The following is a 25,431-nucleotide window of genomic DNA, read 5'->3' as shown; positions in this document are numbered from 1 at the left end:
TTCCTATTGTTATAAGTAATTTTATTTATTTCAAATTGTTTAATATTTGATATTTTGTTAAAATTTTGATATTTGAAGAATTTTAATTCTTGAAAATAATCATCATCAATTATAAAATATTTTAATAATCTAAAAAAACACAATAACAATAAATTAGTATTATCAACTGTATAGATTTTTAAATCAAAACCATGAGCAGATTCATTTCTTAAATTCAATTCGGGTTTTAATAAAATGAATTTTAAAAAATCATAATCATTTTCTAACAATACTTCTTTAAACTTTGGATCATTAAAAGTAATCTTTCGGAGGTAGTTCCATTTCCATGAGTTTTTAGCATGTTAATATTATATATTTCACAAAGTTTTCTAATTAAAAGTTCTAATTTTGAAACTATTGAATCTATAACTAATACAAAGTTATATTCCTTATTTGATAAATATAATTCTAATTGTTTGAAATATTCTTTTATAATGGTTTAAAATAATATATTAATGGTTTATCGCTATTTGGAATATTTAAAAATTTTTGACAATTAATTAAATAAGTAATAACTGAATCATAATTAAATATTTTAAGATTATATCCATAATTAATCACTTTATTTAAAAATTCTTTCTGAAATATGAGAGATAAGTGATATTGTTTATAATTACTGTCCATTATTCTTGCTTTTTTATCATTACTATTTAAAGTTTGAATTATATTGTGGTTTTTGTTTAATTGATGAATCCTTGCTAAAAGAGGTGCAACATCTATAAAATTATTATAATTTTTATCATCTTTTTTTAATTCAGGAATCAAAAACTTATTTTTTTCATGTATTAAAAATTCTAAGAAGTTGTTTGAATCCAATTTTTTTATATATTTCAGTTAAAATTATATCTATTTCATTATCTACATTAAATTCAAATGAGATACTTGCAGGTTTAAATTTTTGTATATTTCTTAGTTTTATTGATGTTTCTTCAACTTTTTGAGGATTTTTACTTTTCTTATAAATAATCTATTGCATAATTTAAATTTTCCATTTGTATAATTGGATTTTGTCTTTCTTCAGCCAAATTCTCATAAGTTTTTCCTAGTTCATCAAACCATTTATATCCCTTGTTTTGTAATCTTTGAGATATTTTTTGCCCTAATGATAAAAATTCAATTTTTGTATTGCCTGTTGATTTTTGAGCACAAACCCAACATATATCTTCTATACCTTCAAAATCATCATTTTTAAACACATTCTTTTTTGAAAACATTAAGTCAATTAAATTTTTTATATTGAAAATATTATTAAATTCGAATTTAATATATTTAATAATTAATGACTTAATCTCATATTTTTCATGTTTGAAAGACATGCATTTATCAAATGTGGTAATTAGTAAATCATAGGTTAATTCAACATCATTTTTAGTTGTTAAATATAATTAAGTAAGTTTAATGATTTATCTATGAATAATCTGATTTCTTTATGATTCAAATTCAAATTTAAGAGGATTATTAAATACATATTCTTTAAAATAAGATTTGATGCATCATTGAATCTTTGTTTGATATAATTTTCATAATCTTTGTCAAAGTTATTTATATCGGGGTAACACTTATCGTTAATTTTAAGTAATGGTATTAATTTCCAATGTTCAATTGAAAAATTCAGAGAATCTATTTCATATATAATTTCCTTAATTAAATTGGTTTCAGTTTCATGTTTTTCTTTTAGAGTGGATAATTTTTGTCTATATTTTATCCTTTGCGAAAATTTAGTTAATTCTGAATCCATTTCTTTTATTATCTTTTCAAATTCTTTTAACATATTATCAGTATTGTAGTTTTATTCTAATACATATAAGTTTTTTATATTCCATTAAGTGTTAATCATTATTCGGATAGATTGCATGGATTTCTACTAGAATATATTACTAGTCTATTAACTTCATACTAACAGTGATATGATGATGTTTAATAGGTCTTATAGTAATTAACATATTTTAAATTTTTTACTATAACATTTAAATAGTACTTATGATAATCTTTAATAAGAATTATGAAGAGGTGATAAATTATGCGCAGGATTACAATTCTATTGTTGGCATTGATTCTTGTTGGTATGTTACTTCCAGCTGGATTTGCAGCGGATTCTAATGTCGTAGTAACTTATGGTGAGACAACTTATTCAAATTCAAATTACAAGTCTTTTGTTGATAATTTTTTTGTTAAACAGGCAAATGTGGATATTAACAGTGTAGATGTAAAAACAATCACTGCTGATCAGGTAAATCAAATATCAAGTGGTATTACAGGTAAATCATATAATTCAAATCAAATATTGTCCTCTGCTCTTGTTGATTTAAATGATAATGGAAATTTAAAGGTAAGTGTTGATAAGTCCAAAATCACCACTATAACTGGTGATATGTATCTTTCAGCTTTAAAATCTGCTGGAATAACTGCCGGTCATGTGTATGTGACAAGTCCTGTTCAATCAACTGGTGAATCTGCTCTTGCAGGAATTATGGACTCTTATGAAGAGGTAACTGATGTTGAAATTCCAGATTCTGTAAAAGAAGCAGCAAATGATGAAATCTACACCCAAGCAGAAATTGTGAATAATTCAGGTGTAAATGCGGATACTTTATCTAATATGGTAGATCAAGTCAAAGAAGAGGTATCCAGTGATAATATTACAGATCATGGTGAAATCGTAAATATTATCAACAACTATGTTGAAAACAACAATATTAATATCACTACTATTGATATTGAAAATTTAGCTGATTCCATTGAACAAGTACAAAACGTTCAAGGTGATGTTAGCTACTATCAAAATCAGGTAAGTGAGTTTTTAGGAAATAATTCATCTAGTGGTTTTTCCTTAGATGGTTTATTTGACTGGGTTAAATCTCTTGTAAACGGGATTTAATTCCTAACTTTTTTCTTTTTTTTTAACAATAGCTTATTTATATTTTTTAATACTAAACTAATAACAGGTGTTATTAATGATTGGTAGGTATTGTCCTAAATGTGGAAATGAAATTAAAGAGGAAGATATTGAATTTTGCACTGAATGTGGTTATAAATTTTCAAATAAAACTAATTCTAAAGGATTTTTCGCCAGACTTAATGAAAAAGTATCATTTCCGGTTATTATATCTTCATTTGTGATATTTGGTGTTTTTCTATTCATCGGTTCAATAATATGGTCATCTTTTATGGCTAACGGTGCAATTGACCTTGTTACTTATGTATTGTTAGTTGTTGTGTTTTCAGTATTCTTCGGAGGAATCTTTGTAGGATACTTCGGATGTGGGGATGAGTCATATGTCCTTCCAAATTTTTCAATGTATTTGGGAAGTATTTTTGCGGTTGTTTCATGCGGAATTGGATTGATATTCACATTTTTGATGGGAATTCTATCAGCATTAAGTTCAGTCATTCCAGTTACTCCTTCAAATCCAAGTTTTGCTCCGTCAGTTGATTTAAGTTTTGTCTTTGAAGTAATACTATTTGTTTTGTTGCTTCCGATTGCATCTTATCTTGGAGTATATTTGGGGTACTTTTTAAAGCAAAATATTTAAAAAAGTATTTTAAATTTAAAAAACATAATTTATAATATTATATTTTATTGGATTGAATATTATGAATCTTGGAAAGTTAGTTGGAAATACTCCTATGATAAAAATTAATTATGAATATGAAGGAAAGACAAGAAGCACATATTCTAAGCTTGAATTTTATAATTATTCTGGAAGTATTAAAGACAGAATAGCATTAAACATTATTGAAACAGAAAGAAAAAATGGTAATTTAAAGGAAGGACAGCTGATTGTGGAAGTTACAAGTGGAAATACTGGTATTTCATTTAGTGCAATTGGTGCTTTATATGGTCATGATGTTCATATTTTCATGCCTGATTGGGTATCTATTGAGAGAAGAAACCTGATTGAGATGTATGGTGCTCATGTTCATCTGGTATCTAAAGAGGAAGGAGGATTTAAAAAAGCTTTAGAGCTTGCAGAAGAATTTGCAGTAGAAAATGATGCATATCGTCCTTTACAATTTGATAATCCATTAAATGTAAAAGTACAATACCAAACAGGCCAGGAAATCCTGGATGACATTGGTGATGTTGATGCTTTTGTTTCAGGCATCGGTACTGGCGGAACACTCATGGGAATAGGTAAAAGATTAAAAGAAAGCAATCCTAATTTTAAATTATTTGCATTGGAACCTAGTACATTATCTATTCTTAAAATGGGTATGGAAGAAGGCAGTCACATGATTGAAGGAATTGGTGATGATTTTATTCCTGGAATCATTGAAGAAGAGTTAATTGATGATATTGTACTGATTGATGATTTGGATGCAATTAACATGTCTAAAAGATTAGCTAAGGAATTTGGTTTAGGTATTGGAATTTCCAGTGGTGCTAATTTCCTTGCAAGTGTTTTAATTAATAAGGACAATATTAAAGTAGCTACTGTCTTTGCAGATGATAATAAAAAATATATTACTACTAAATTATCTGAGGAAATTGACAGGGATTCTAATTTAATTTCTAATAAAATTAAACTCATTAATTTTGAAGTAATTTAAAAAATAAGAAAAGTGAAGTATTTAAACTCCACTTGAAGTTAAAATAGTCATATTTTCTGTGTATAATGGTGTTGTATCATCACTTGAATCAACTACTTTTATTTCTGCTTTTGCAGGTGCTTGCTGATCAAAGTACAAAGCAGAAATTTTATATGTTTTTCCATTTTCAGGATTTATACTATTCCATCCAATTGTTGAATCAATTACTTTTCCGTTACTATCTAAAAAATCAACATTTACACTTAAATAATCAAAGTTTGAATCTACTTTAATGTCTCCAGTTATATAACCATCATAATATCCATAGCCGTCATTTGTTATATTTTGGGTTAAATTACCGATTGCCACTGAATTTTCAGCATTAATCTGATACACTGCCCCACCAGCTATTAATAATACAAATAACAAAACAACAGTTAAAATTGGAATTGCAAAAAGCTTTTTGTTTTTTGTATAATATCCTTTAAAGTATAATGCTAAAACAGCTGCAATAATGAATAAAACAGTAGATATCTCGCCAAAGCGGCCAATAAATGCATAAATTAACACACCTGTTGCAATAAATTCAACAGCTGCTATTAATGGTTCGTCGAATTTTTCCATTAAGATAATTCCAAATGCTCCTCCAATCACACCGATTGCCATTGCTGTTAGAATACTGTCCCATCCTACTAGTAACGGTGTACTTAAACCTTCAGCAATGGATATGATTATTCCAATAATAGCCAATATCAATGGTAGTTTTGTTGCAAATTCATTTTTATTTTTTGGTGCTGGAAGTTTGCTTTCGTTTGTTTTTTGGATAATATTACCATTAAGATTAAAACCACAAGAATCGCAAAACTCTGCATCATCTTCTAATTCTTTTCCACATTTTCTACAATATTGAGTCATTTATCTATCTCCTTATTATATTATATATTTGCATTGTATAAAATATTTGTTAATAAATTGATTTAATTTTGGTATTTTATGTTGACTCAAAGTGAGGTAGTTTAGAGGAAAATGTTATAAAAGTGTTGTTGACTAGTAACTAAAAACTGATGATTTTTATAATCAAAGTATTGATCTTATTATATAAATGGTGATGGTTTCATTATTTAAATACTGTTAATCATTTAAAAGGAAGAATACTCCTTCAATAATTAAAACAATACCAATAATGATTGCAATGTATATTGGTTGGTTAAGAGCAAATATAGCAAGTGCGATTGATACAATACCCATTAATAAAACAAGTATTGCTGTAAATGCAGATATTCTACCTAATTTTGATATCAATCCACTTATTCCGAATACAATCATGATAATTCCAACAATGTAGAATTGGAATCCAATTAAGAATGAAAGAGCATCAATAAAGAATATAAATCCGATTCCTAAAATAATTGATATGATTCCAAGTATTATTGGGATTATAGAGTAGGAAACTCCATCTTTTCTCATGGTATACCCCATATATGCTGCTGAAATACCGAAGAACAATAAACTTAAACCAACAATTATTGAAATTAGTTCTGATGAAAACATTGGGAATAATATGAATATTAAACCAACAATAATAGTTAAAATACCAGCTAATTTGTTACTTTCCATTTTTTTCACCTCCATTAAATTAATTATTTATATGATTGCAATATTATTTATAAATATGGTTGAATTTGAAGAAGTTATAAACACAAGAAGGAGTATCCGCCAATATCAGGATAAGGATATTGATGATGAACTAATATTAAAGATTCTAAGATCTGGAATGCAGGCGCCAGGTTCTAGATTTGGAGCAGAACCTTGGGAATTTGTTGTAGTTAAAAACAAAGAAACATTAAGAAAATTGGGTGAAATTAAACCACGTGTGAGTGATGCACCTGTTGCGATTGTACTTGTTGCAAATATTGAAAGAGCATTCTATAAAACTGTATGGCAACAGGATATGGGTGCAGCAGCCGAAAACATGTTGCTTGAGGCAGTAAATCTTGGATTAGGTGGTCTTTGGAATGGAGTTGCACCTGATGAAGAGAGGATGGCTAAAATAGGAGATATAATCGGAATTCATGATATTGAGGATTTAAAGCCATACTGCATTATCACATTGGGATATCCTGCTGATGGATTTGAAAATAAATTCATGGATAAATTTGATGAAAGTAGGATCCACTATGAAAGATACTAAATTTGATTTTGAAACTGTTATTGATAGGCATGACACTAATTGTCTAAAATGGGATTGTTTTGATGATGATTTGCCTATGTGGGTAGCAGATATGGATTTTAAAGTAGCTCCTACTATTAGTGAATCTATTTTAAAAAGAGCAAAGCATCCGATATATGGTTATACAATTGTTCCTGATGAGCTGTTTGAATCATATATTAATTGGTGGAATAGAAGGTATGATTTTGAAATGTCAAAAGAGAATATGATGTATTCTATTGGAGTAATGCCTTCCATATCCTCAATGATAAGATGTTTAACTGATGTTGGGGATGAAATACTGATACAGTCTCCTGTTTATCATGTATTTTATTATGTAATTGAGGAAAATGATCGCAAAGTCATAGAAAATGAATTGATTTATGAAAATGGCATATACAGAATTGATTTTGATGATTTGGATGAAAAACTTTCAAAAGTGAAGATGATGATTCTTTGCAATCCTCATAATCCAATTGGTAAAACCTGGTCAAAGGAGGAATTATATAAAATTGGGCAATTATGTAGCAAGAATGATGTTATTCTAATATCTGATGAGATTCACTGTGATTTGACAGATCCGGATATTAAATATAATCCTTTTGAAATTTCATCTAACTATAAAAAAGTGATTACTTGCTTATCTCCATCAAAATCATTTAATATTGCTGGTTTTCAAAGTTCCATTGTTCATACAAAAAATAAGGAGTTATTTGAAAAAATTAAGATGCAATTGCATATTGATAATTCAGATTCATGCAATGTGTTTGCAACAAATGCAGTAATTGCAGCTTATAATGATTCTGAAGAATGGCTGGAAAAACTTAAAATAACCTTATTTGAAAATAAGATATTCGTTCGAAACTATCTAAAAGAGGAATTGCCAATAATCAAGTTACTTGATTGTGATGCAACATATCTACTCTGGCTTGACTGTTCTAGTTTAAACATTCCATCAAAAGAAATATCTGAGTCTTTAAGAGCAAATCAAGGTTTGTTTTTATCTGCAGGTATTGACTTCGGTAAAAATGGGGATGAATTTTTGAGAATGAATATTGCATGTCCTAAAAAAATATTAAAAGAGGGACTAGAGAGATTAAAGGAAGGCATTATATCTTTGAATAGTTAATCCATATTTTATGTGATTAATGGGAAGTAGAAAATACTTTCTTCCCATCAATGTATGCATTGTATATATCAGTGTTTTAAAAAATCCTGAATTAACCAATCAGATATGCTTATGTCTGATTCGTATCTTGTAATTTCCTCTTTTTTAAACCATTTTGCTTTTAATATTTCGTCCCCGTCAACAGTTATATCTCCAGATTCATATTCTGCTGTAAAAGCAAGCATTAATGAGTTTGGAAAAGGCCAGGATTGACTTCTTTTATATTTTAAATTTTTTATTTTTATCCCAACTTCTTCTAGGACTTCTCTTTTGACTGCTTCTTCAATTGATTCACCAGGCTCAACAAAACCGGCAATAAGTGCATATTTTATTGTTTCATGGTAGCTGTGTTTTGCCATGAGTAGTTCATCACCTTTTCTAATTGCTACGATAATTGCAGGAGCAATGCGAGGATAATGGTTTTGTCCACATTTTGGACATTTTAACATCATGTCCTTTTCATCTATTTGTGTTCTGGTTCCGCACTTTCCGCAGAACTGATGTGAAATGTACCAATCGTTTACCAAAACGGCTTTTCCAGCAATATGATAAATGTCAGGATTGAATTCATAAATTTCTTTCAATTCATAAAATGTGGTATCACTTTTAACATTAATGACAAATGCTCGTTTATTTTTGTATGTTCCAATATAAAAACAAAAGTTAACCTTAAACTTATCAATAGATTTTGCCAATTGTTTATTATCATCTAAAAACAATTCTCTGTTTTCATTAAAAATAAATAAATAATCATTGGCAGTTGGTGTAAATGTTTCATTAAAGTCAATTTGATAATTTTCATAAAGGGATTTTTCAATCATGTTAATTAATATGTTTTTAAATTACTTAAAATTTATATTAGATTACAAACAAAAATTATGTTGGTGATATTAATGGTATCTGAAAATATGGAAAAAGCATTAAATGAACAATTAAATGCTGAAGTTTACTCTGGATATTTATACTTATCCATGGCATCTTATTTTGAAGATGAAGACTTATCAGGATTTGCTAACTGGATGAGAGTACAAGCAAATGAAGAATTAGAACATGGAATGAAATTCTACGATTATATTATCAGAAGAGGGGCATCTGTTACTTTAACTGCTATTGAAGCACCTCAAACTGAATGGGATAGTCCACTTGCAGCATTTGAACATGTATTAGAACATGAAAAAACTGTAACTGGTCTTATTAATAATTTAGTAAACATTGCTATTGAAGAAAAAGACCATGCAACCAACAATTTCCTCCAATGGTTTGTAGAAGAACAAGTTGAAGAAGAGGAAAATGCAATGGAATTAGTTGCAAAAGCTAAATTAGCTGATGGTGACAACAGATTAATGTATGAGTTAAACAAAGAATTAGCTGCTCGTGCACCATCTCAATCTGAAGACTAGATTCACTCTAGTCTAACCTTATTTTTTTTATATGCATTTATATTTCCTTTGAAAATATAGAATTAAAGGTCAAATAGATTATATCAGTATTTACAACTTGTTTTTCTAAAAATGATATAACAACATTTATAAAACTTCCTTTACATATATTTATAAGATAAATTTTTATAAATTGGTGAAAAAATGATAATTAAAGCACCTTCAAGAATACATATGTCTCTTATTGACTTGAACGGGTCATATAGAAGAGTCGATGGTGGTATTGGATTGGCATTGGCTGATCCACAATTTGTTTTGGAAGTTGAACAAATTGAAAGTGGAATAGAAATTGAATTCGCAGATAATGTAACAGATGAAGAAGCAATTGAAGAATGTAAGGAAAAGATTCCTGATGCAGCTAAAAAAACTGTTGAATACTTTAAAATTGATTCTGGTTTCAAATTTATTGTTCACAATACTTATCCTCCACATTCCGGATTTGGAAGTGGAACTCAAATTTCTGTATCAACTGCACATTTAATAACTGAAACTATGGGTATTGAAGTGGAAAGTAATGTACTCAGTAGCATTGTAGGAAGAGGAGGAACCTCTGGAATTGGGACATACACTCATGATTTAGGAGGCTTTATCTTAGATGGCGGACATAGTAAAGAAGAAAAACCATTATTCTTACCTTCAGGTGCTTCTAAAGCAAAACCTGCAACATTAATTGCAAGATACGATTTTCCAGAAGAATGGAAAATTCTAATTGCAATTCCAGAAATCGAAAAGCATATGGAAGGTGATGATGAAGTGGATGTTTTCCAAACTTATTGTCCTATTCCAAAAGAAGAAGTAGAACAAGTATCTCACTTAATCCTGATGAATCTTGTTCCGTTTATGATTGAAAAAGATATTAAAAACTTTGGATGGGCTATAAGTGAACTTCAAAAAGTTGGTTTTAATAAATTGGAACATTCCCTTGATGTGAGTTATTTGCCAGCTATGCAGGCTATGGAAAAAGCAGGTGCATATGGTGTAGGTATTTCCTCATTTGGACCAGTTCTATATACTGTTTTTGATGAATCAAATGATTTTATTGTAGAAAAAACCAAAGAGATAATTGGTGAAAATGGTACAGTATTCGTAACTAAAGCGCAAAATCATGGATTTGTTATTGAAAAATAATATTTCCTTTCTTTTTTTATTAGTTTTCATTGTCTTAATATTTTTATATCTGCATGGAACAGGTCAAGAATTTTATTTTGAATATAGGTTATTCCAATTGAGCATATTACAACAATAATATAGTTTAAAACCCAATTTAATTCTCCAAAAATCATTGGTATTATTGTTATGAACAGTATGTGCCATAGATATATCCAGAGGGAAGATTTAGAACAGAACTCGATAAATCTGTTTGGTTTTAAGTTACATTTTTTAAATATACTGAGCAGTAGGAAAGATACAAATAATGCATAACTTATGTAATATACTGTTGGTGGATATTTCATAATTTGTGTTGGTTGAAACATTCCAGTATTCAGATAAATAATATATGCTGAAACAATAAATGCAATTAGACAAATCATTGAAATAATTCTATCAGTCTTTGGGCTTGTTTTTTTAGAAATCATTCCAAGCAAATATATGATTCCATATGGAATGATATAAGCTAATATAAACTCAAAAATAATATTTAATTCATTTATTTTTAAGAATACAGCTATTTCATAGAGAATATAAATCAAAAGCAGGATTAAAAATTGAATATAATCATTTTCAATTTTATCGAAATAGTATATTACTGGAGTTACAAATGTACAGATGAGAAATATTCTTATAATCCAGACATATGGTAGTCCATCAAGTAATAAAAAGCTATTGATTATAAAAGTGCTGTCGTATGGGTAAGTTCCATTTATTGGAAAAAGCACCATTATTGAAAAGAATACAATTAGAAAAATCCATGTTGGGAATAATAGACGACTAATTCTCTTCCAAAAATACCTTAAGAATGATTTGTTTTGTTTAAGGTTTCTCTTAAATGAGTCAACTGCAAGGAATCCTGAAATCATCACCATCAAAGGAACATCGAAATTTCTAATTTGCAGTATGCCTGTATCTGTTGAAATATGGGCTAATATGATACATAAAAGACCAATTACTTTTAAATAATCTATAAATATTACTCTACTTGAATTCATTTATTTCACGTAAAAAAAGAGTAGATAATTAAAAATTATCTATAAATTGTAAACTTCATCGGATGGTATGATAACGATTTCATTTTCGTGTAATGAATCTATTAATTTATCCATATCATCAGCATGTAGTAATAAAATAGCTTTACCAACTTTATCATGTGTAAATGCATAAAGATACTCTAAATCTATATTATTATCTTTCATGACTTGTAATACCGTTGTAAGACCGCCTGGTGTATCATTCATTTCAACACCAATGATTTCTGTAATCTTAACGAGGAAATTATTTTCTTCTAAAATTTCTTTTCCTTTTAATGGATTATCTATAACAAGTCTTAAAATACTGAATTCTGAAGTATCTGCCATGCACATAGCTCTTATATTAATACCCTCTTTTGAAAGTATTTCAAGAGGCTTTGACAAACTGCCTATTTTATTCTCTAAAAAAATTGATAATTGTTTGATTTTCATGTTTAATCTCCTTAGTGTAACTTCCTTTTATCAATTACTCTTTTTGCTTTTCCTTCAAATCTTGGCAATGTTTTTGGTTCTACCAATGTAACTTTCACACGAATACCTGTTTCATTTTCAATTGATTTACCAATTTTGTTTTTAATTGCCATCATTTCTTTTACACCATCAAAGAAAAGATCTTTTGATGCTTCTACTTTGACTTCAATTTCATCTAAAGTTCCAGGTCTTGTAACTATAATCATGTAATGAGGCTCTACATCACCAACTTTAAGTAATGCTTTTTCAATTTGGGATGGGAAAATAGCTACTCCTTTTACTTTAATCATATCATCAGATCTACCTGTAATTCTACTCATTCTAGCATGAGTTCTACCACAACTACATTTTTCATATGTGATTGTGGTTAAGTCTTTTGTTCTAAATCTTATAATTGGCATTCCTTCTCTTTCAAGGTTAGTTAAGACTAGTTCTCCAGGTTTATCCCCACCAATTACATTACCTGTATTTGGTTCGATAATTTCTGGATAGTAAATATCTTCTGCAATATGTAGTCCTTGTTGTGCTTTACATTCTACACCAACACCAGGTCCCATAAGTTCAGTTAATCCATAAATATTGTATGCTTTAGCACCAAATAATTCTTCTACTTTTTGTCTGATTTCTTCTGTCCACATTTCAGCTCCGAATCCAATGGCTTTAATTCCTAAATCTTTTGGATCAATTCCATCTTCAAGAGCAACTTCTCCAATGTGTATTCCATAAGATGGGGTAAATATTAATCCAGTAGTACCAAAATCACTCATAATTTCAATTTGTCTTCTGGTTTGACCGGTTGATATAGGAATGATTGTTGCACCGATTTTATGAGATCCGTAATGCACTCCAAAACCACCTGTAAACATTCCATATCCATGGGTATTTTGGATGATGTCATTTTCACCAAGGCCCATCATAGTAAGTCCACGTGCTGTTGTTTCTGCCCATGTATCTAAATCTTTCTCAGTATATCCTGAAACTACAGGTTTACCAGTAGTACCTGAAGAGGAGTGTAATTCTTTAATATCTTTAATATCTACTGCAAAAAGCCCAAATGGATAACTTTCTCTTAAATCATCTTTTGTTATGAATGGAAGTTTTTCAATATCTTTTAAAGTTTCTATATCTTCTGGATAAACTTCAGATTCTGAATATCTTTTATTGTAGTAAGGTATCTTATCAAATGCCCTTTTTACAGTTGCTTGAAGTTTTTTTAATTGTAATTCTTCAAGATCAGGCCTTGACATGGTTTCAATTTCTTCATTCCAAAACATATTTTGCCTCATTTTTATTTAATTATATTAATTATATTATTTCAATACCTTAAAACTTACTGATTTTGATTTGTACCATTATTATTTAAATAATGAAGTTAAAATGTAATATTGATATTTATTTATTTACATATCGGATAAATTAATATTTTATTTAAAATTAAATTGATTATGGAGAAATTAATATGGATATGATGAGTGTTTTACGGCAATTAGGTATTTTTGCAGCAGTTCTTATTTTTGGGATTAAAATAGGACTTGCATCAGGATTAGCTCATTTAAATAAAAAACTATTTGCAATAATCTGCATATCTTATGGAGGAGGAGTAATTATTATTTCATACATTGCTTCTTTCTTTGCGGAACAATTAGTTCAAGCAATTTACAGTTATAATACAATTTTTTATATTATAATGGCTTCAATCATGATTATTGCTGGTCTGTTTACAATAAGAGAATGGAAAATACATGACAAAAATACATCAACCGCAACTTCCTTAGCTATTATTGCTCCTTGTCCTTGTTGTTTTGGTTCAATAATTGCAAGTGTGTTAATTGTTGCACCAACTATTGGGGTCAGCTCACTTAATTTAAGTTGGTATGCTGCTGGTGCTCTTGTTTTAGTAATGATTATAACTTATTTTGCGTCAAATACTATTCTTAGGTTTATCAATAAACCTTATCCTATTATTTTGGGCAATTTCATGCTTTTACTTGGTACATATTTCTTGCTTTCAGCTATTGTAATTCCAAATATTGCAGTTACATTAACTAAAACATTAAGTTCTATAACTATTAGTTCTCCTCAAGATATACTTATGGTGATTTTAGCATTTGCTATTTTATTATTTGGTGGTATCTTTTTAACTAAAAGAGGTAAGACTATTTTCGATTAGATTTTTAGGTGAAAATTATGGTTTTTAATATTCCTGGTGGGGAGTTTTTAACAGGTTCTCTTGATGTGATTTCACAAAGTTTAACAATTCCAGTACTTGTTATTTTACTTGTGATTGTTATAATTACTATTATCACATTAGGAGGAATTATTGCAGAATATACTTCAAGAAAAAAAGTTTCTGTTGGAACAATAAGAGATTTAATTTATGATATCAATGATTCTAAATCTGTTGATGATTTGAAAAATGTGATTAACAATGCAAAAATTCCTAAATCTCAAAAAAGAGTTTTAATTGAGCTTGCATCATCTGAACGTTTAGGAAATGATTCAAGGGATGCATTGGCTCGTAAATTATTTGAATTTGAAGAAGAAAAAACATTAGCTACATTAAAAAAAACGGATATTATTACACGTATTGGACCAACATTAGGTTTAATGGGTACTTTAATTCCAATGGGTCCAGGTCTTGCTGCATTAGGTGCAGGGGATATCAATACTCTTGCAACTTCTCTGACTGTTGCATTTAATACAACTATTGTGGGTATTGGATCTGGTGCTTTATGTTATTTTATTGGTAAAATTAGATCTGGATGGTATGATAGTTATTTATCTGATTTAGATGCTTTGATTGATGCAGTTTTAGATTTCATGAATATATAGTGATTTTATGCCAAGGAAAAAAAGCAGGCGAAGGTCAAAAAGAGTTGAAGAAGATCCAATGGCTGGAACAGCAAACCTTGTAGATGCAATGTTAGTCATTGCTGTTGGTTTTCTAGTTTTTGTTATTATAAGCTGGAATATGCAGGCAATGATTGATCCAGATCAATCTATACAGGAAAGCATGCAACAACACACTACTGAAGTTGACCAAGGCCAAAAATTAAATGAAACACCTGACACTTCAAACAGTTCAGGTCAAGGATATACAGAAATGGGTAAAGTATACAAAGATCCATCTACGGGTAAACTGATTATGGTGGAAGGTTAATCCTTTCACATTTAAACTTTTTTAATAAGAATATTTATAAACTACTTTTACTAAACTAATAGTTACGAATTTTTAATGGTGTTTAAGTATATGGAATTCTGTCCAGATTGTGGTGCAATGTTAATGCCTAAAAAAGGCAAGATTAAATGTACATGTGGCTATAAAAAATCTCTAAGTAAGGATGATTTAGAAGAACAATATAATATGAAAGGAGAAACTAATCCTGAAATCAAAGTGATTGTTAAAAAAGATAATTATATGGCATTGCCAACAACAAAAATAACTTGCTATAAATGTGGTGGAACTAAAGGATACTGGTGGACAGTGCAAACCCGTTCGGCCGATGAAGCTCCAACTAATTTTATAAGATGTGCCAAATGTGGTAACACTTGGAGAAGTTCCAATTAAAGATTAATTTGCTTTTGAGTAAAAAAAGATTAAAATAATAAAATTATTTTAATCGATTTATGATGACTCAATTTCAGGACGCTTAAATGTTTGCATGAATATTGTCCTTGAACCAATGTTGACTGTTTTATCAGCAATACGTTCGAAATATCTTGCTATTGTAATAACTTTGAGGAAATATTGGATGGATTCCTTATTTTTAATAATGTCTGTGGACTGTTCTAAAATGGAATCATACAATTCATCAATTTTATCGTCATCAACTGATAGCTCTTTAGCCTTTTCTGTATCCTGATTTAAGAATGCAAAGATGGATTTTTTGATCATGTATTGAGTACAGTTCCCCATATACTTCAGTTTCATGATTATGATTTCAGGAATTTCAATGTTTTGGATATTTTTTATTGATTCTGCAATCTTCATGAATAAGCGACAAATTCTTTTGATATGACTTAATAGTCTAAGACTGGATTCAATAAACATTAAATCCCTAGCTACTGGTTGTTCAATAGCCATAAAGCTAATACATTCTTTTTCTAAGTCGATTGTTTTAATGTCAACATCATTGGATCTATTTAATATATTAAGATATGTGCTTTCATCATAGCATTCTAATAAGCTAACAGTATCGTTATTTGATATGATGGTTAAATCACCAAGTTCTTCTATATTTTTTGCAATGTTTTCAATTCTATTTTTAAATGAAATGCTTGGATACTCTTTATTCATATTCGGTCCTCCAAATTAAATTTTTTTCTAATTCAATTAATCCTTTATCCGAATCGGCCGGTAATGTACTCTTCGGTTTTTTTCTCTTTTGGATTGATGAATATCTGTTCTGTTTTCCCACTTTCTAGAATCTCACCATTCAAGAAAACGGAAGTGTAATCTGAAACTCTTGAAGCCTGTTGCATATTATGTGTTACGATAATAATTGTATAATCTTCTTTGAGTCTATGTATCAAGTCTTCAATTTTAAGAGTTGAAATTGGATCCAAGGCAGAGCAGGGTTCATCCATTAAAATAACTTCAGGATTATTGGCAATGGTTCTTGCAATACATAACCTTTGTTGTTGGCCTCCAGATAATCCCATTGCGGATTTATCAAGTTTATCCTTAACTTCATCCCATATAACTGCCGCCTTGAGGGATTCAGTTACTCTTTCTTTTATGAAATCTTCATCATCGATTCCATGTATTCTTAAACCATAAGCGACATTTTCATATATTGATTTTGGAAAAGGATTAGGCTTTTGAAAAACCATGCCCACTTTTTTTCTTAATTCAACAACGTCAATATTGGGATTATAGATACTTTCATCGTCAATATAAATATCACCGTCGTAGCTGAAGGTAGGTATTAAATCATTCATTCTATTGATAGATCTTAAGAAAGTTGATTTACCGCAACCAGAAGGCCCTATCAATGCTGTTATGGAATTTTTTGGGAATGTGATATTAATATTTTTAAGAATTTGTATATCTCCAAAGTAAGTATTCAAATCATTGACTTTAATTCTATTCATATGTAAACCTCTTTTTTTAATGTTGATATGTGATAAATGTTAATCAGTAATGCTTTTGTTTATTTGATTTTTACTTTCCTATCATTTTTTTCTGATATTTTCTCACGAAATAATTTGTAAGAAAAGTCATGACTAAAACAATAATTACAAGAACTGCAGCAGTACCATAAGCGTTTGGCAGTGAGATGCCTTCTGTTGCTAAGATGTATAAATGCAACGGTAATGGCCTACCCGGATCGAGCATGGATATAGGTATTGATGTGGATGAACCTACAGCATACATAACAGCGGCTGCTTCGGATATGGCTCGTGTCATTCCGAAAATAACTCCTGTAATGATTCCTGGAAGTGCAGCAGGTAAAACAACTCTATAAATTGTTTGCCATTTAGTAGCACCCAAACCTAGGCTTCCTTCTTTATATGTATCTGGAACTGAGGATAATGAGACTTCTGCAATCTGAAAAATCGTTGGTATTGCCATAATAGCTAGTACCAATCCTCCTGAGAGAATGGACCATTTCAAACCTAAAAATTTCACAAAAAATGACATCCCAAATAATCCAAAGATAATTGAAGGAATTGAAGCTAGAGTCTTAGCACCAAAACGAATCAATTCGGTCAATTTTCCATTTTTAGAATATTCTGCAATATATATGGCTGCACCAACACCTAAAGGAGTAGCTATAATGGTTGAAATGGAGGTTACATATAAACTTGAGATAATCATTGGAAAAATTCCACCTGATTTGCCGGAATCAATGGTCTGTCCAAATATGAATTCAAGATTTAATGCAGGAAGCCCATTAATAAGAATATATCCTAAAATGATAATTAAAATAGATAATGTAAGAACTCCTGAAAATATGAATACATAATTCATTATTTTTTGAGATTTTTTTGCTGAAATAAAGTTAAAATTCATAAAGTTCCTCCTTCAATGTCTATTTTATATTTGCGTTGAATATAATTGGCAATTACCAGTAGCAATAATATAATAAGGAATAATATTACTGCAGTAGCGAACAATGCATTATGGTGTAATCCAATTGCATAGTTCATCTCTAAAGCTATATTTGAAGTTAATGTTCTCACAGGAGAAAATAGTGAACTTGGTATTTGTGATACGTTACCTGCAACCATGATTATGGCTAATGTTTCTCCAATAGCTCTGCCCATACCTAATATGATTGCAGTTACTATGCCGGGTAAGGCAGTTGGAAATATTACGTGCTGAATTGTCTGCCAATTTGTTGCACCTAATCCTAAAGATGCTTCTTTATATTCATGTGGTACTGTACATAAAGCATCAAAGGATACTGAAGTAATTGTGGGTAAAATCATGATTGCAAGGATAATACCTGCAGTGAATATACTAAAACCACTTCCTCCAAAATAGGTCCTTGTAAGTGGAACAAGAACTGTAAGGCCGAAAAATCCATATACTACTGATGGAACTCCAGATAATGTTTGAATGACTGGATTTAGTAAACCATTGATTTTTTCATTTGCAACCTCTGCCATAAATATGGAACATAAAACTGACAAAGGAACTGCAATAATCAATGCAAACAGTGTAACACATATAGATCCTACAATCATTGCGAATACACCGAATTTTTCATCATTAGGGGACCAAATTAGACCGAATAAGAATTTTGTAAATCCATATTCTTGGAATGCAGGTAATGCCTCAATGAAAATGAATCCCAATATTGTTAAAATTATGAAAATGGAGAATAGTGCTGTAATAGTTAATCCTTTTTCTATTAAAAATTCTGATAAATTATTTTTTTTTCATTTTAGACCTCATGAAATTAACTTGTAGACTTTATAATTTTTTCATTGTTAAGAATTTTTTGAGCTTCAGAACCATTTACCCACTCTATGAAATCTTTTAATTCACCTGATGGATTTCCTTTTACAAGGAAGAGAAATGGTCTTTGCAATTCATAAGATCCATCTGCAATAGTTTCAATGCTAGGATTTACACCATCAATAGATAAGGATTTTGCATCATCAGACATATCAGCAAATGATACGAAACCAATGGCATTTTCATCTTGTTTTACAGACTGTTTTACGGATTCAGTTGAACTTTGCACGATTGCATTGCTTTTGATCTTTGTATTTTCATCCATTATGAGGTTTTCAAATGCATCTAAAGTACCGGAACCTGCTTCACGAGTAATAATATGTATTTCTCCATCTGTTCCTCCAACTTGATTCCAATTAGTAATTTTTCCTGAGAATATATCTTTCAATTGGTCTTTTGATAAATCATTTACTATATTTTTATTGTTAACTGCTATTACAATACCATCGTTACCTATATTATATTCAGTCAATCCTTGTTTTTCATCATCTTTTAATTCTTTAGAGCTTGTTCCAATATCTGCTAGGCCTTCTTGAGCACTTTTAATGCCTACACTGGAACCTCCTCCTTGAACATTAATTTTAATATCTGGGTGAGTTTTTTCATAGGTTTCTGCAAGTTTTTCAGATACAGGTTGAACTGATGATGAACCTACGATATTAACTCTTTCAGAGCTTCCAGAACCTGAGAAAAGCGTGATTCCTCCGATAATGAATATTGCAATGATTATTATTGTAATTTTTTTCGTAGTTTTCATTTAAATAACTCCTTGTTTTTTTTAAAATGTGTGAATATTTCCTATTACACAATTAAGTGATTATTTTTTGAATATATAAATATTACTAAAATAGGAATTATTATTCTCATAAAGTGAATAAAATTAAAGGAAAAATATACCTAAAAAAGTAGTATTTCACAAAATATGATTAAAAAATCACAAAAATTTTATTAAAGTAGAATAAAGCAATTAATAATTCAGGCAATAGTTTATAACTTAAAAAAATAAATAATAATGGATTAAAATAGTGATTTATTCCCTGAAGGTACGGGGAATTGTTGGTCGTGGGATATCCTTATGGAATTCTGCAGCCAGTTCTATAATTTCAACTGAAATGTCTCCCATCCTTTCAAATGATTTAATTACACGAGATATGTAAATATAGTAATTTGATTCTTCAACATTATCAAATGATGTTTCAATCATTTGTTTTGCAATCAAATTCAAAGCTTTTTCCTGATTTTCATGCATTTTTTCTTCTGTATCCATTAAATCCCCACGTAACTCTAAATTTTTGCTGATGAATGCATCTGTTGAATATGAAATGGACTTTTGTGCATAATTGTGCATCTTATTTAATATTTTCAAAAGCTCATCGTCAACAGGATGTTCTTCATTGATAACAAACTTAGCAATATGTCCTGAATAATCACCAATACGCTCAAGATTGTATGCTACTTCGTTGAATAATAGAATTTTGGAAAGCTTGGAATGTGGATCTATGTTGATAACAGTTTCAACAGACGAGCGAACCTTTTCAAACATGTTATTTGTGGTAAAATCTAATTCTAAAGCTTGATCTGCAATTTCAGCATCATTATTTAAAATAGCATCAAAAGACATTTGAACCTCTTTTTTGACATGTTCAGTCATGTTTTTTAGCAGGTTTTCGATTAAGAAATAAGCAGAGTGCTGTTTTGAATTAAAAATAGGATTTGAAGAGCTATAAATCTCATCATATTTATTTAAATCAATAACATAAGATCTTTTTACAATATCTTTCTCAATTAATGGTTTAAGTAACTGGGTAACATACCTGCGACTAATGCCTAATTTTTCAGCAATTTCTTCTTGGGTCGCCGGTTTATCATAAAAAATAATATCTATAATGTCTTCTAAAGTTTTGTTACTTTTGGTCAATAAAGCACCTCATAGTTTATAATGTATATATAATAATTAGTTAGCATATCTGAATATTAATAATTATGCAATAAATAAAAGATAATTGTATATTATATTGAATGTTTTTTTTTGATTCTATGTTATAGTTTGTGTTTTTCATTGTTGAAATACAAGACTTAACACTACTTTTAAACTTTAAAGGATTGTATTTGCTTTTAGTGATATACTTAATGAAATATATCATATTATTGTAAAATTGCTGTAAATAATTTATATGATTTAAAATAAAGTAGTAAGTAATGAAGCATCTTGAGAAAACATTAAGGTCAGTAGTTGAAAATCCGAAGTATATTTTCCGTTTGACTATTCAGGGTATAATGGTTGGTATATTTGCTGGATTGATGGTGTGTTTGTATCGTTTTTTACTTTCAACATCAGAACATATTTTAAGAAATTATTTAACTATAATTCAAACAAATGTATTTTACATTGTATTGTTTTTTGTTTTTTTAGCAATTTTAGGACTTTTAATTGATTGGATAATTAAATGGGAAGTTGATTCTGCAGGTAGTGGAATACCTCAGGTTTATGCTGAAGTAAAAGGACATATGGAAGCTAATTGGGTAAAAATATTGTTCTCTAAAATTGTTGCAGGAGTAATAACTACTCTTGGCGGTTTATCTCTTGGTCCTGAAGGTCCATCTGTTCAAATTGGTGGTATGGCTGGAAAAGGTGTTGCTCATCTTTTTAAAGGATCAAAAACAGATGAATTGAGGTTGATACTTGTTGGTTCTGCTGTTGGTATTACTGCAGCATTTAATGCGCCACTAGCTGGGGTATTATTTGTTATGGAAGAAATAAATCATGGATTCGACAAAACATTAATTTTCATAGCTTTGGTATCAGCTATTGTATCTGATTTTATCTCAAAATCTATTTTTGGCCAAGCTACTGTTCTTGCATTTCCAATAAATAACATTCCTTTGGAAAATTACTGGCTTTTCATTGTTTTAGGAATTGTAATTGGTATTATAGGATATACATATAATGTGGGAATGTTAAAATTAAGTGATTTTGAAAACCGTCTTAAAATTCCCTCTAAACTTAAATTTGTAGTAGTATTTGTCGTTTCAGGTGTTGTTGCACTTACAATTCCTGAAATTAGTGGTGGAGGACATTTTATGATGGATATTTTGGATGTAGCTATTCCATCCTTAGGCGTTTTAGTCTTTCTTTTAGTCTTAAAATATTTATTTTCAATATTTTCATTCTCATCAGGAGCACCTGGTGGAATATTCTTGCCAATTTTGGTATTGGGAGCATATATTGGAGCAATATTTGGATCTGTTGTAGTTACAGCATTTGGCATGGAACATAATCTAATCTATAAATTCATTGTTATTTCAATGGCAGGATTTTTTGCAGCAACGGTAAGATCTCCAATAACGGGGATTGTTTTAATAGCTGAAATGTGCGGGTCCACGGAATCTTTGGTTGCAATGATTATAGTATCTTTAATAGCTTATGTAGTTCCAACAATTTTAGGAAATGAACCAATATATGAGTCATTATATGACAGATTACTTTTAAAGAAAAACAGAGAATTTGTTAAAAAGCCTTCAAAACAGGTTTTATCAGAATATGTTGTGCCACTTGATTGCGATTACATCAATTTTAAAATTAAGGATATTCCATTTCCAAAAAATGCAATTGTAGTATCTGTTATTCGTAATGGTAAATATATAATTCCAACTGAAGAATTTAATATTAAATATAGTGATCAGGTTCATATTTTAACTGATGTTAATGATTATCCATTTGTAAGAGAAGAGATTGAAAAACTATTTGGTGGTTAAATGAGCTGATTTTTAAAATGAAAACTGTTATCAGATTTGAAGATAAAAAGGTAATGAAAAATTGAATCTACTAAAAGTAGTTATTCAGGCACATTATTCATATAATTAATAGCATGAGAGCTTATTGTAAGTATATGATAAGTAAGATACTGGCAAGTTTCAAAATACGTGAATTTACTAAAATTATTTCTATGTCAAAGAAAATTATTTGTAATTAGTTGTTTCATTAGGAGTTATTTTTGCTAAAAGGGTTATTGATGGTGATGACAGTAATATAGGGATAATGAGAATTTTAATTTTGATTCAAATAATACTGGTGTGAATAATTTAATAAATCAGTAACTTTGATAAAAAAGCTCCAGAATCAAAAAAAAGTTGTAAACGAAAACAAAGTTACAAGAATACTCATGTAACCTAAACAGTTAAGACAAACTGGTCTTCGATTGATGTTTGGTTTTAGTATTAAGGGTGTGAGTTTTGTTCTTATTTCACATAAGAAAAAATAAACAATAAATGATTTATTTCATTTAATCATTTTTAAAATAAAAAAATTAGTACTAAAAAGTACTAATTACCATGTACGAGAGTTTAACTCTCTAAATTGTGCTGATGTGGATACATGGGAGTTAAGACCACCATCTACATTGATTATTTGTCCAGTAACATATTCACTTTCATCAGATGCGAAATATACGCACATATGACCTATATCTTCTGGACCACCATAACGGTTTACCATGATATTACTTAAGAAAATGTTTCTTAAGACTTCAGGCACATTTGCTTCATTTTCTGGAGTTACTATTAATCCAGGACGTACACAGTTACAACGAATATTATCTTTACCATATTGGAGTGCGGTGTATTGTGTAAGCATGTCAACACCAGATTTAGCACATGCATAAGCAGTAGAACCTAAATCCCCACCACATGATGCCATTGATCCAATGTTTATAATAGATCCACCATTTTCATTTTTTTGTAAGTATGGAATTACACATTTTGTAGCATAGAATGTACCGCGTAAATCACTCTCAAAGATAGCATCCCACATGTCTATAGTCAATTCACTAATACTTCCGTCTTTTAGAGCTACATTAGCAGCATTGTTTACTAAAATGTCAATATTTCCATATTTTTCTGCAGTATCATCAATTAATTTTTCAATACTGTCAGTGTCAGTAATATCAAAGAAGTGATAAGAAGCTTCTCCTCCTTCTTTTGTGATATTATCAACAACTGCTTGTCCTTTTTCTTCTCCACGTCCACAAATAACTACTTTAGCACCTTCTTCAGCAAACAATCTAGCAATGCCGATTCCAATGCCACTTGTAGAACCAGTAACGATAGCTACTTTATCTTTTAATCTATCCATGAACATTTCCTCCTTAAAATAAAGTGTAATTAAAACACTACATAATTGTTTATAATCTGGTATATATTAATTAATCGATTGGGTAATGTTTGTTTTTTTGGTTATTGTCTCCATAAAATCAGGTGATTAATGAATAATTGAGTATTTGTTAAAATCATTTAGTCAAATATAAATAATAATAACAATAAAATCTTATCCGATAACTTAAAATGATTTAAGTTGATATTTTTATAGAGGTTAAACTATGGTAAGTGTAAACATAGAAGCAAAAAAAACCGTAGATGTAATGATTGAAAAAGCAGATGCATTAAACATCGCTGTAGAAACCTTATCAAATGGTGCTACCGTTTTGGATTGTGGTGTGAATGTAGATGGAAGTTTTAAAGCAGGTGAACTTTATACTAAAGTTTGTCTTGGTGGACTTGCAGATGTTGGAATTTCCATTCCTGGAGATTTATCTGAAAAATTCGCTCTTCCTTCAGTAAAAATTAAAACTGATTCACCTTCTATCTCAACTTTAGGTTCTCAAAAAGCAGGTTGGTCAGTATCTGTTGGAGATTTCTTTGCACTTGGTTCTGGTCCTGCAAGAGCAATTGCATTAAAACCAGCTGAAACTTATGAAGAAATCGGTTATGAAGATACCGAAGCGGATTTAGCTATTTTAACTTTAGAAGCTGATGTATTACCTGGTGAAGAAGTCGCTCAATACATTGCTGATGAATGTAAAGTTGATGTTAAAAATGTATACTTACTCGTAGCTCCTACTTCATCTTTAGTTGGATCTATCCAAATTTCTGGTAGAGTAGTTGAAAACGGAACCTACAAAATGTTAGAAGCTATCAAATTTGATGTAACTAAAGTAAAACATGCAGCAGGTATTGCACCTATTGCACCAGTTGACCCGGATGGACTTAAAGCAATGGGTAAAACTAACGATGCAGTATTATTTGGTGGAAGAACTTACTACTATGTAGAATCTGATGAAAATGATGATATTGCTGATGTTGCAGCTAAATTACCTTCCTCTGCAGCAGATGGATATGGTAAACCATTCTTTGATGTATTTAAAGAAGCTGAATTTGACTTCTACAAAATTGATAAAGGAATGTTCGCTCCTGCTGAAGTTGTAATCAATGATTTATCAACTGGTAAAATTTACAAAGAAGGATTTGTTAACGCAGATTTACTTAAAAAATCCTTTGGTTTAGATGAATAAATTTATTCATCCTTTTTCTTTTTTTTAATGAGTTTTAGTTTATTACTTTATTTTTTAACTAATTTTAAATAGTAT

The 25,431-nt window shown here is 29.6% G+C and carries 28 protein-coding genes; 13 read left to right on the top strand and 15 right to left on the bottom strand.

Translation table 11 applies throughout. From position 1 onward, the window contains the following. Nucleotides 1–995 precede the first annotated feature (995 nt). The gene (locus ACR0P1_RS04145; protein WP_432645147.1) at nt 996–1,253 is read right to left on the bottom strand and encodes a hypothetical protein; all 258 of its coding nucleotides are present in this window, start codon (nt 1,251–1,253) and stop codon (nt 996–998) included. A gap of 161 nt (nt 1,254–1,414) precedes the next feature. Next, the gene (locus ACR0P1_RS04140; RefSeq protein ID WP_432645146.1) at nt 1,415–1,810 is read right to left on the bottom strand and encodes a hypothetical protein; all 396 of its coding nucleotides are present in this window, start codon (nt 1,808–1,810) and stop codon (nt 1,415–1,417) included. A 249-nt stretch (nt 1,811–2,059) separates the two neighbouring features. On the opposite strand from ACR0P1_RS04140, the gene ACR0P1_RS04135 reads away from it, so the two are divergent. From ACR0P1_RS04135 to ACR0P1_RS04125, 3 genes are all read left to right on the top strand, one after another. Further along, the gene (locus tag ACR0P1_RS04135; RefSeq protein WP_432645145.1) at nt 2,060–2,917 is read left to right on the top strand and encodes a DUF1002 domain-containing protein; all 858 of its coding nucleotides are present in this window, start codon (nt 2,060–2,062) and stop codon (nt 2,915–2,917) included. 76 nt (nt 2,918–2,993) lie between these two features. Next, entirely contained in the window at nt 2,994–3,572 is a 579-nt protein-coding gene (locus ACR0P1_RS04130) for a zinc-ribbon domain-containing protein (protein ID WP_432645144.1), read from the top strand. A gap of 61 nt (nt 3,573–3,633) precedes the next feature. Continuing rightward, a complete protein-coding gene (locus tag ACR0P1_RS04125) occupies nt 3,634–4,590 on the top strand; it encodes a PLP-dependent cysteine synthase family protein (protein ID WP_432645143.1) in 957 nt (318 codons plus the stop codon). A gap of 21 nt (nt 4,591–4,611) precedes the next feature. On the opposite strand, the gene ACR0P1_RS04120 is transcribed toward ACR0P1_RS04125, so the two are convergent. Together ACR0P1_RS04120 and ACR0P1_RS04115 are read right to left on the bottom strand one after the other, a co-directional pair. Continuing rightward, the gene (locus ACR0P1_RS04120; protein ID WP_432645142.1) at nt 4,612–5,484 is read right to left on the bottom strand and encodes a zinc-ribbon domain-containing protein; all 873 of its coding nucleotides are present in this window, start codon (nt 5,482–5,484) and stop codon (nt 4,612–4,614) included. 216 nt (nt 5,485–5,700) lie between these two features. Next, the gene (locus tag ACR0P1_RS04115; protein ID WP_432645141.1) at nt 5,701–6,186 is read right to left on the bottom strand and encodes a DUF308 domain-containing protein; all 486 of its coding nucleotides are present in this window, start codon (nt 6,184–6,186) and stop codon (nt 5,701–5,703) included. 55 nt (nt 6,187–6,241) lie between these two features. Here ACR0P1_RS04115 and ACR0P1_RS04110 point away from each other — a divergent pair, with 55 nt between their 5' ends. Continuing rightward, nucleotides 6,242–6,760 (top strand): nitroreductase family protein, encoded by a 519-nt coding sequence (locus ACR0P1_RS04110; RefSeq protein ID WP_432645140.1) that lies wholly within the window; start codon nt 6,242–6,244, stop codon nt 6,758–6,760. After that, the gene (locus ACR0P1_RS04105) at nt 6,729–7,907 is read left to right on the top strand and encodes a MalY/PatB family protein (protein WP_432645139.1); all 1,179 of its coding nucleotides are present in this window, start codon (nt 6,729–6,731) and stop codon (nt 7,905–7,907) included. The genes ACR0P1_RS04110 and ACR0P1_RS04105 overlap by 32 nt, the downstream gene beginning before the upstream one ends. A gap of 68 nt (nt 7,908–7,975) precedes the next feature. Here ACR0P1_RS04105 and nudC read toward each other — a convergent pair whose 3' ends face one another. Beyond that, on the bottom strand, nt 7,976–8,767 hold the full coding sequence (gene nudC / locus ACR0P1_RS04100) for an NAD(+) diphosphatase (RefSeq protein WP_432645138.1): 792 nt from the start codon (nt 8,765–8,767) through the stop codon (nt 7,976–7,978). A gap of 72 nt (nt 8,768–8,839) precedes the next feature. On the opposite strand from nudC, the gene ACR0P1_RS04095 reads away from it, so the two are divergent. Together ACR0P1_RS04095 and ACR0P1_RS04090 are read left to right on the top strand one after the other, a co-directional pair. Further along, nucleotides 8,840–9,346, top strand: a complete 507-nt coding sequence (locus ACR0P1_RS04095) for a ferritin (protein WP_432645137.1) — start codon at nt 8,840–8,842, stop codon at nt 9,344–9,346. Between the two features lie 183 nt (nt 9,347–9,529). Next, a complete protein-coding gene (locus tag ACR0P1_RS04090) occupies nt 9,530–10,513 on the top strand; it encodes a beta-ribofuranosylaminobenzene 5'-phosphate synthase (protein WP_432645136.1) in 984 nt (327 codons plus the stop codon). 26 nt (nt 10,514–10,539) lie between these two features. Here the strand turns inward: ACR0P1_RS04090 and ACR0P1_RS04085 are convergent, their stop codons facing one another. From ACR0P1_RS04085 to ACR0P1_RS04075, 3 genes are read right to left on the bottom strand one after another with little or no spacing between them, the layout of a single operon-like run. Beyond that, the gene (locus tag ACR0P1_RS04085; RefSeq protein ID WP_432645135.1) at nt 10,540–11,532 is read right to left on the bottom strand and encodes an acyltransferase family protein; all 993 of its coding nucleotides are present in this window, start codon (nt 11,530–11,532) and stop codon (nt 10,540–10,542) included. 39 nt (nt 11,533–11,571) lie between these two features. Then, nucleotides 11,572–12,003 carry an acetolactate synthase gene (locus ACR0P1_RS04080; RefSeq protein ID WP_432645134.1) on the bottom strand — a complete coding sequence of 144 codons (432 nt, stop codon included), beginning with the start codon at nt 12,001–12,003 and terminating at the stop codon, nt 11,572–11,574. Nucleotides 12,004–12,014: 11 nt separating this feature from the next. Next, nucleotides 12,015–13,316, bottom strand: coding sequence for a phenylacetate--CoA ligase family protein (locus tag ACR0P1_RS04075; RefSeq protein WP_432645133.1), 1,302 nt, complete (start codon nt 13,314–13,316; stop codon nt 12,015–12,017). 185 nt (nt 13,317–13,501) lie between these two features. Here ACR0P1_RS04075 and ACR0P1_RS04070 point away from each other — a divergent pair, with 185 nt between their 5' ends. The 4 genes from ACR0P1_RS04070 (at nt 13,502) to ACR0P1_RS04055 (ending at nt 15,610) form a co-directional block, all read left to right on the top strand. Then, the gene (locus ACR0P1_RS04070) at nt 13,502–14,212 is read left to right on the top strand and encodes a DUF2162 domain-containing protein (protein WP_432645132.1); all 711 of its coding nucleotides are present in this window, start codon (nt 13,502–13,504) and stop codon (nt 14,210–14,212) included. Nucleotides 14,213–14,229: 17 nt separating this feature from the next. Further along, nucleotides 14,230–14,874, top strand: a complete 645-nt coding sequence (locus ACR0P1_RS04065) for a MotA/TolQ/ExbB proton channel family protein (protein WP_432645131.1) — start codon at nt 14,230–14,232, stop codon at nt 14,872–14,874. A gap of 7 nt (nt 14,875–14,881) precedes the next feature. After that, the gene (locus ACR0P1_RS04060; RefSeq protein WP_432645130.1) at nt 14,882–15,202 is read left to right on the top strand and encodes a DUF2149 domain-containing protein; all 321 of its coding nucleotides are present in this window, start codon (nt 14,882–14,884) and stop codon (nt 15,200–15,202) included. A 90-nt stretch (nt 15,203–15,292) separates the two neighbouring features. Further along, entirely contained in the window at nt 15,293–15,610 is a 318-nt protein-coding gene (locus ACR0P1_RS04055) for a transcription factor S (protein ID WP_432645129.1), read from the top strand. 57 nt (nt 15,611–15,667) lie between these two features. On the opposite strand, the gene ACR0P1_RS04050 is transcribed toward ACR0P1_RS04055, so the two are convergent. The 6 genes from ACR0P1_RS04050 to ACR0P1_RS04025 form a co-directional block, all read right to left on the bottom strand. Next, on the bottom strand, nt 15,668–16,339 hold the full coding sequence (locus ACR0P1_RS04050; protein WP_432645128.1) for a phosphate signaling complex PhoU family protein: 672 nt from the start codon (nt 16,337–16,339) through the stop codon (nt 15,668–15,670). Between the two features lie 44 nt (nt 16,340–16,383). Further along, on the bottom strand, nt 16,384–17,136 hold the full coding sequence (gene pstB / locus ACR0P1_RS04045; RefSeq protein WP_432645127.1) for a phosphate ABC transporter ATP-binding protein PstB: 753 nt from the start codon (nt 17,134–17,136) through the stop codon (nt 16,384–16,386). A gap of 70 nt (nt 17,137–17,206) precedes the next feature. After that, nucleotides 17,207–18,058, bottom strand: coding sequence for a phosphate ABC transporter permease PstA (gene pstA / locus ACR0P1_RS04040; protein WP_432645126.1), 852 nt, complete (start codon nt 18,056–18,058; stop codon nt 17,207–17,209). Continuing rightward, nucleotides 18,055–18,903: a phosphate ABC transporter permease subunit PstC gene (gene pstC / locus ACR0P1_RS04035; protein WP_432645148.1), complete on the bottom strand. Its 849-nt coding sequence runs from the start codon at nt 18,901–18,903 to the stop codon at nt 18,055–18,057. The genes pstA and pstC overlap by 4 nt, the downstream gene beginning before the upstream one ends. 47 nt (nt 18,904–18,950) lie before the next feature. Beyond that, complete coding sequence (locus ACR0P1_RS04030) at nt 18,951–19,766, bottom strand: phosphate ABC transporter substrate-binding protein (RefSeq protein ID WP_432645125.1); 816 nt, start codon at nt 19,764–19,766, stop codon at nt 18,951–18,953. A 273-nt stretch (nt 19,767–20,039) separates the two neighbouring features. Continuing rightward, nucleotides 20,040–20,927: a PhoU domain-containing protein gene (locus ACR0P1_RS04025; protein WP_432645124.1), complete on the bottom strand. Its 888-nt coding sequence runs from the start codon at nt 20,925–20,927 to the stop codon at nt 20,040–20,042. Between the two features lie 281 nt (nt 20,928–21,208). Here ACR0P1_RS04025 and ACR0P1_RS04020 point away from each other — a divergent pair, with 281 nt between their 5' ends. Then, nucleotides 21,209–22,765 carry a chloride channel protein gene (locus ACR0P1_RS04020; RefSeq protein ID WP_432645123.1) on the top strand — a complete coding sequence of 519 codons (1,557 nt, stop codon included), beginning with the start codon at nt 21,209–21,211 and terminating at the stop codon, nt 22,763–22,765. Between the two features lie 571 nt (nt 22,766–23,336). On the opposite strand, the gene ACR0P1_RS04015 is transcribed toward ACR0P1_RS04020, so the two are convergent. Next, nucleotides 23,337–24,140, bottom strand: a complete 804-nt coding sequence (locus ACR0P1_RS04015; RefSeq protein ID WP_432645122.1) for an SDR family NAD(P)-dependent oxidoreductase — start codon at nt 24,138–24,140, stop codon at nt 23,337–23,339. 244 nt (nt 24,141–24,384) lie between these two features. On the opposite strand from ACR0P1_RS04015, the gene mch reads away from it, so the two are divergent. Further along, a complete protein-coding gene (gene mch / locus ACR0P1_RS04010; RefSeq protein ID WP_432645121.1) occupies nt 24,385–25,356 on the top strand; it encodes a methenyltetrahydromethanopterin cyclohydrolase in 972 nt (323 codons plus the stop codon). Nucleotides 25,357–25,431 lie beyond the last annotated feature (75 nt).

This window comes from Methanobrevibacter sp., assembly GCF_050872065.1.
Taxonomy (GTDB): Archaea; Methanobacteriota; Methanobacteria; order Methanobacteriales; family Methanobacteriaceae; genus Methanocatella.
This window is presented reverse-complemented; position numbering and strand designations above follow the sequence as displayed.